This is a genomic window from Bacillus sp. OK048 (assembly GCF_900103525.1).
In the GTDB taxonomy this organism is placed as follows: domain Bacteria; phylum Bacillota; class Bacilli; order Bacillales; family Cytobacillaceae; genus Neobacillus.
Window position 1 is genome coordinate 44231 of record NZ_FNHN01000021.1, and the last position, 7441, is coordinate 51671.

Consider the following 7441-nt stretch of genomic DNA (forward strand, 5'->3'; position numbering starts at 1 on the left):
AACTTAGGGGGAGGAGTAGTTGAGGCGAAAACAGTTATGGATTGTTGTTGCAGCACTTATCTTGTTGAACTGTCTAACTATTGCCTTTTTCCTTTCAAAAGTGAAAGAGGTAAGCGGGACTGCGGACAATGAGGAAGCGGTCGCGACTGTGGGGAAAAGCACCATTACCAGGCAAGAATGGCTAAATGAATTAGAGTCGAGATACGGAAAAGATGTCCTTAAGGATATGATTGATCAAAAAGTCATTAAAGAAATGGCAGCCAAATATAAAATTAACGTATCCGATGAAGATGTTGATAGAGAATATCGAATTCTCCAAACAACATACAGCTCTCCAGGTGAGAATAAAAAGACGACTGAAGCGAAATGGAAGGAACATATCCGTAACAGTCTTCTCCAGGAAGAGATCCTGACAAGGGATGTTAAGGTTAGCGAGAAAGAAATGAAAGCTTACTATGAAGCGAATAAGGAGCTTTTTGATATTTCTCCAGCCTATCATTTATCACATATTATCGTTAAATCAAGTGAAGAGGCAGAGAAGGCCATCAAGGAATTATCGCAGGGATCAAGTTTTTCAACATTAGCGATGGAAAAATCGATTGAGGAATTTTCTGCTAATGAAGGCGGCGATATTGGTTTTATACTAGAAGGGGAAGAACGGTTTCCTATAGAGTATTTACAAGTAGCAAAGCAGTTAAAAGAGGGAGCATGGAGCGAACCCATCAAAGTAGACCAAGGCTATGCCATTGTTAAACTTGAAAAAGAAGTTAAGGGTCAAAAGTATTCTTATGAGGATGTTAAACTGCAAATACGCCGAGAAATTGCATTAGAGCAAATGAAGACATCAGGCTCTTCCACAACTTTTTGGAAAGAAGCGAAAGTAGAATGGTTTTATGGCGATTAAGATGCAAATTAAGAAAAGCACAGGAATATTTTCTGTGTTTTTTTTTCGGAAATTTTTTTGAAAAGAATTGAAAAATAAGGAAATATTAAGTGGCAAAATGGTTGACAAAACAAGTAGAAAACTGTTAAATTCTTTATAATACCAATAAAAATACTCGGAATAAAGAAAGAGGTGCTCCCATGGTACGTGTGGCAAATTCAATTGTAGATTTAGTTGGTCAAACTCCTATTGTAAAATTAAACAGAATCGTTGAAGAAAACAGTGCAGAAGTATATTTAAAGCTTGAATATTTTAACCCTGGTAGTAGTGTAAAAGACCGTATTGCTTTGGCAATGATAGAAGCAGCGGAAGAAAAGGGTTTAATTAAGCCTGGAGTCGATACGATTATTGAGCCTACAAGTGGTAATACTGGTATCGGCCTAGCTATGGTAGCTGCAGCTAAAGGGTACAAAGCAATTTTTGTTATGCCTGAAACAATGAGCTTAGAAAGAAGAAATCTGCTGCGTGCTTATGGAGCAGAGTTAGTTCTAACTCCTGGACCTGAAGGTATGAAGGGTGCTATTGCAAAAGCTAACGCACTTGCAAGTGAAAATGGATACTTCATTCCACAACAATTCGAGAATGAAGCAAACCCTGAAGTTCACCGCAGAACTACTGGTAAGGAAATTGTAGAACAAATGGATCAAGTAGATGCTTTTGTATCAGGTATCGGTACAGGCGGAACGATTACTGGAGCTGGTGAGGTTCTTCGTGAAAAATTCCCAAATGTAAAAATTTATGCAGTTGAACCAACTGATTCACCAGTATTATCAGGTGGTAACCCGGGCCCGCATAAGATTCAAGGAATTGGTGCTGGCTTTGTTCCGGCTGTTTTAAATACTGAACTTTATGATGAAGTGATTCAAGTTCAAGCTGAAGAAGCTTTTACTGCTTCACGTCGTGCTGCAAAGGAAGAAGGAATCCTAGGTGGAATTTCATCAGGCGCAGCCATTCATGCAGCTTTAGAAATTGCGAAGAAACTAGGTAAAGGCAAAAAAGTCCTTGCCATTATTCCAGATAATGGTGAGCGTTATTTGAGTACCGCCCTTTACCAATATGAAGATCAATAATTAACCAAGAGGAGGTTCTAGCGAAAGCTAAAGCCTCTTTTTTTTGCTTTAAAAAACATTCTTCTTGTATGATGTAGGAAGTGAATAAAAAAGAGGTGGTTTTATCTATGCAGACAGCTATCAAATGTGGACAATATACATTAGACTTCGAACAAAAAACCATCATTATGGGGATATTAAATGCAACTCCTGACTCTTTTTCAGATGGTGGTAAATACAATAACGTAAAACTAGCAGTTGAGCGGGCCCAAGAGATGGTTGATAACGGAGCTGATATAATTGATATCGGCGGCGAATCAACCCGTCCAGATTATACTGTAATATCCGAAGAGGAAGAAATCGAGCGTGTTGTCCCGGTCATTGAGGCTATTTCTAAGCACGTGAGAGTCCCTATTTCTATTGATACATATAAAGCTAAGGTTGCTCAAAAAGCGATTGAAGCTGGTGCTCATATTATTAATGACATTTGGGGTGCAAAGGCAGATGAAAAGATGGCTGCAGTTGCTGCTGACTACAATGTTCCGATTATCCTTATGCACAATCGTCATGATCGAGATTATTCTTTTTTCATCAGGGATGTGTTAAATGACCTGTATGAAAGTATCACGATTGCAAAACAAGCAGGTGTACGAGATGAACAGATTATTTTAGATCCTGGTATTGGTTTTGCAAAAGACTTTAATGAAAATATTTTGATGATGCAAAATTTAGATACTCTGACAGCTCTAGGCTATCCTGTCCTTTTAGGAACCTCAAAGAAATCTGTGATTGGACAAGCGCTGGACCTTCCTGTGACGGAAAGAATGGAAGGGACAGGTGCAACTGTTTGCTTTGGAATCCAAAAGGGATGTCAAATCATTCGTATCCATGATGTAAAAGAAATGAGCAGAATGGCAAAAATGATGGACGTTCTGATGGGGAAGGGTGTTAAGCTTGGATAGAATTTTTGTTAACCAAATGGAATTTTACGGTTATCATGGAGTTTTTCCAGAGGAAAACAAACTGGGTCAACGTTTTATTGTTGATTTAATGGTTCAAGTAGATTTAAAAAAAGCTGGTGAAACGGATGAACTCGAGTATTCTGTAAACTATGGAGAGTTATTTCTGGTATGCAAGGAGATTGTTGAGGGAAAACCTTTTAAACTTATAGAAGCAGTTGCGGAGAAAATTGCCACTACTGTATTGGAGCATTTTCCTCTTGTTTTAGAAGCGACAATTAAAGTAATCAAACCAGATCCGCCCATTCCTGGTCATTACCAATCTGTTGCAGTAGAAATCACGAGGAGAAGATAAAAATGGAAAATACAGCATTTATTGCACTTGGTTCTAATATCGGAAACAGGTATGATTATTTAACGAAAGCATTAGAGCGACTAGTTAATCATCCGAAAATCCAGTTGGTAAATTACTCCTCTGTATATGAAACAGATCCTGTTGGGTACGAGGATCAAGATTTATTTTTAAATATGGTGATTGAGATTATTACTTCATTTGGTGCTCATGAATTGCTTGATTATTGTTTAAAAGTTGAATTAGAACTTGGGAGAAAAAGGGAAATCGTTTGGGGTCCAAGAACAATTGACCTTGACATTCTCCTTTATAGCCAAGAAAATATTGAAACAGAGAAACTTGTTGTTCCACATCCACGGATGCTAGAACGGGATTTTGTCATGATTCCTTTGTCAGAGATAAAACCTGACCTAATTATTCCAAATTTAGAAAGACCACTTACAGCATGGATTGATGAATTACCTAACAAAGAAGGAGTCCGGATATGGAAGCGGAAAAATGGGGAAGACGTATTCGAGCCTATCGGAAGCTAAAGGGTTACACACAGGAAAGCTTCTCGAAGGAACTTGGTGTATCAGTATCAATAATTGGTGAGATTGAGAGAGGTAATCGTCTGCCTACAGGTGACTTACTTAATAGAATTGGTTCAACTTTAAATATAAGCTTGGAAGAATTATCACCAAACGAATAGAAACGGAGGGATCGTTGTTTGTTAAAAATCGGCGATATTGAATTGAAAAATCAAGTCGTTTTGGCACCGATGGCCGGTGTCTGTAACTCCGCCTTCCGTTTAACGGTAAAAGAGTTCGGGGCTGGTTTAGTATGTGCGGAAATGGTCAGTGATAAGGGAATTGTATTAAAAAATGAAAAGACAATGAACATGCTTTACATTGATCAGCGCGAAAAACCGTTAAGCCTGCAAATTTTTGGTGGTGAAAGGAAAACGCTAGTTGAGGCAGCGCAATTTGTAGATAAAAATACCAATGCGGATATCATTGATATCAATATGGGTTGCCCTGTTCCAAAAATCACGAAATGTGATGCTGGTGCAAAATGGCTGCTAGACCCGAATAAAATATATGAAATGGTTTCAGTTGTTGTAGAAGCCGTTGATAAACCAGTAACGGTTAAAATGAGAATGGGCTGGGATGAAGACCATATTTTTGCTGTCAAGAATGCACAGGCTGTTGAACGGGCTGGTGGGCAGGCCGTGGCCCTTCATGGACGAACGCGCGTTCAGATGTATGAGGGAAAAGCAAACTGGGACATTATTAGAGAAGTAAAGCAGAATCTTAACATCCCACTGATTGGGAACGGCGATGTTGAAACTCCTCAGGATGCAAAAAGAATGCTAGAAGAAACCGGCTGCGACGGTGTCATGATTGGTAGAGCTGCTCTCGGAAATCCATGGATGATTTATCGTACTGTTCAATTCCTTGAAACAGGAAAATTAATGGGCGAGCCATCTGTTCGTGAAAAAATGGATGTATGTATTTTACACTTGGATCGATTAATTGCTCTTAAAAATGAATATGTTGCAGTTAGAGAAATGCGTAAACATGCAGCATGGTATTTAAAAGGTGTAAAAGGCAATGCGAAAGTTAGAATGGCTATTAATGACTGTAATACTCGTGACGAATTAGTTGGACTATTAAATGGTTTAGTAGCAGAAGTAGAAGAGAAGGAAAGTCAAGTAATAGTAGGTTAAAGTTGACTTTACTAACATGCTTTTCTATAATGACCACTGCCAGTGAAATAACTGGCAGTTTTCTTTTATATTTTGATGTCTGAATTGTTGAGATTGTGTAGAATAATATAGTATGCGTAAAAGTTTAAGGGATTACATGTATGGTTTACATAAAAAGAAGTAATTGGAGTTGATTAGCATGAGTCACGAAGAATTAAATGACCAGCTGAAGGTCAGACGAGAAAAAATGAATACGATGCGTGAAAATGGAATAGATCCGTTTGGGAAACGTTTTGACCGTACTCATAGTATCAATGAGTTGATAAATCAGTATGGAGAGTTAGAGAAAGAAGACCTTGAGTCAAAAAATGTTGAAGTTACTCTTGCAGGTCGGATGATGACTAAGCGTGGTAAAGGTAAAGCGGGATTTGCAAATATTCAAGATCTTACTGGGCAAATTCAAGTGTATGTGAGGGTAGATGCGCTTGGTGAGGAAGCATACGAAGTATTTAATAGCTCAGATTTAGGAGATATTATCGGTGTTACTGGAACTTTATTTAAAACAAAGGTTGGAGAATTATCGGTAAAGGTTCAAAACTATACATTTTTAACTAAGGCACTCCGTCCGTTACCAGATAAATTCCATGGTCTTAAAGATGTGGAACAGCGCTACCGTCAGCGATATTTAGATTTAATTGTCAGCCAAGAGAGCAGAGAGACTTTTATTACCCGTAGTAAAATCATTCAGTCTATGCGTCGTTACCTGGATAATAGTGGTTATTTAGAGGTTGAAACTCCGATGATGCATTCGATTGCCGGTGGTGCGTCAGCGCGTCCGTTTATTACTCATCACAATGCACTTGATATGGAACTATACATGCGGATTGCGATTGAACTTCACTTGAAGCGCCTGATTGTTGGTGGACTTGAAAAGGTTTATGAAATTGGCCGTGTATTTCGTAATGAAGGTGTTTCTACCCGTCACAACCCAGAGTTTACAATGATTGAACTTTACGAGGCATATGCGGATTATCAGGACATTATGAGTCTGACTGAAAATCTAATTGCACACATTGCACAAGAAGTATTGGGAACCACAACTGTCCAATACGGAGAGTATGAAGTCAACCTTAAGCCGGAATGGAAGAGACTTCATATGGTTGACGCGATAAAAGAATATACAGGAGCAGATTTCTGGAAACAAATGACTGTGGAAGAGGCCCGCGCGCTTGCGAAGGAACATAGAGTAGAAATAACTGAACATATGCTTTATGGCCACATCGTTAATGAATTCTTTGAGCAAAAGGTTGAAGAGAAGTTAATCCAGCCTACTTTTATTTATGGACATCCGGTTGAAATCTCTCCGCTTGCTAAGAAAAACGAAGATGATTCAAGATTTACAGATCGTTTTGAGTTATTTATTGTTGCTCGAGAACACGCCAATGCATTTACTGAGTTAAATGATCCAATTGACCAAAGAGAGCGTTTTGAAGCACAATTAAAAGAGCGTGAGCAGGGTAATGATGAAGCACATGAAATGGACGAAGACTTTGTAGAAGCATTGGAATATGGTATGCCACCTACAGGAGGTCTAGGAATTGGAATTGACCGTTTAGTAATGCTGTTAACCAATTCACCTTCAATTCGTGATGTATTATTATTCCCGTTAATGCGCCATCGTTAAAAAATGATTATGAAAAAAGGCACCTAACATTGGGTGCCTTTTTTTATTTTATTGCTGTGTTAAACGTAAATATTGATTTCACTCAAATTGAAAAATAGGCGGAGAAATTCCGTTTATTTCGGGAAATTCCCATATTTACCTTAAAATAAGCGGAGTTTTTCCGGTTATACGTTCCAAAACGATGGCTTTTGTCTTATTGTGAACAGTTAGTCGGAATATCTCCGCTTATATCGGCTCCTTAAGCCCCCACTATCGATATTAGCCGGAAATTCTCCGCTTAAAAATTTTTCTACACGAAAATCAACAATGAATAATAGCAGAACCTATTTTATTGTATAGAGGAGTTTGAAAATTGTTATTTTAGGATATTTAATAAATATCCTAGAAAAGCTATTGCGCTGTTAAATAAATGGTGGTATATTAATATCTGTTGTTGCGAAACAACATGATTTTTAAAAAAGAATTTAAAAAGTTGTTGACTTTAGGTTGATAACTTGATAAGATGATAAAGTCGCTTTTGAGCGATGAACAAGAATTGCTCGATGAAATTATCGTAAGTTTGATATTTTATATAGTGATTCCGTGAGGTAGCTTTGTTCTTTGAAAACTAAACAAACAAGAACGTCAACAAACAATTTTTTAGCTTTTTATAAAAGCTAAGCCAACGTAACAAAATGAGCTATATCAACTTTCTTGGAGAGTTTGATCCTGGCTCAGGACGAACGCTGGCGGCGTGCCTAATACATGCAAGTCGAGCGAATCTTGAG

General features: G+C 38.1%; 8 protein-coding genes and 1 rRNA gene. All 9 read left to right on the top strand.

The features are described from left to right. Nucleotides 1-19 precede the first annotated feature (19 nt). A complete protein-coding gene (locus tag BLR86_RS24245; RefSeq protein WP_090767983.1) occupies nt 20-904 on the top strand; it encodes a peptidyl-prolyl cis-trans isomerase in 885 nt (294 codons plus the stop codon). Nucleotides 905-1083: 179 nt separating this feature from the next. After that, nucleotides 1084-2013, top strand: coding sequence for a cysteine synthase A (gene cysK, locus BLR86_RS24250; protein WP_090767985.1), 930 nt, complete (start codon nt 1084-1086; stop codon nt 2011-2013). Nucleotides 2014-2120: 107 nt separating this feature from the next. Continuing rightward, entirely contained in the window at nt 2121-2954 is an 834-nt protein-coding gene (folP, locus tag BLR86_RS24255; protein ID WP_090767989.1) for a dihydropteroate synthase, read from the top strand. Next, nucleotides 2947-3306, top strand: a complete 360-nt coding sequence (gene folB / locus BLR86_RS24260) for a dihydroneopterin aldolase (protein ID WP_090767991.1) — start codon at nt 2947-2949, stop codon at nt 3304-3306. The genes folP and folB overlap by 8 nt, the downstream gene beginning before the upstream one ends. A 2-nt stretch (nt 3307-3308) precedes the next feature. After that, complete coding sequence (gene folK, locus BLR86_RS24265) at nt 3309-3836, top strand: 2-amino-4-hydroxy-6-hydroxymethyldihydropteridine diphosphokinase (protein WP_090767994.1); 528 nt, start codon at nt 3309-3311, stop codon at nt 3834-3836. Next, entirely contained in the window at nt 3788-3994 is a 207-nt protein-coding gene (locus tag BLR86_RS24270) for a helix-turn-helix domain-containing protein (protein ID WP_090767997.1), read from the top strand. Before folK ends, BLR86_RS24270 begins: the two co-directional genes overlap by 49 nt. An 18-nt stretch (nt 3995-4012) precedes the next feature. Continuing rightward, nucleotides 4013-5011, top strand: a complete 999-nt coding sequence (dusB, locus tag BLR86_RS24275) for a tRNA dihydrouridine synthase DusB (protein ID WP_090768000.1) — start codon at nt 4013-4015, stop codon at nt 5009-5011. 178 nt (nt 5012-5189) lie between these two features. After that, on the top strand, nt 5190-6674 hold the full coding sequence (lysS, locus tag BLR86_RS24280) for a lysine--tRNA ligase (protein WP_090768004.1): 1485 nt from the start codon (nt 5190-5192) through the stop codon (nt 6672-6674). 690 nt (nt 6675-7364) lie between these two features. Beyond that, nucleotides 7365-7441 (top strand): 16S ribosomal RNA (locus BLR86_RS24285); the annotation flags it as partial.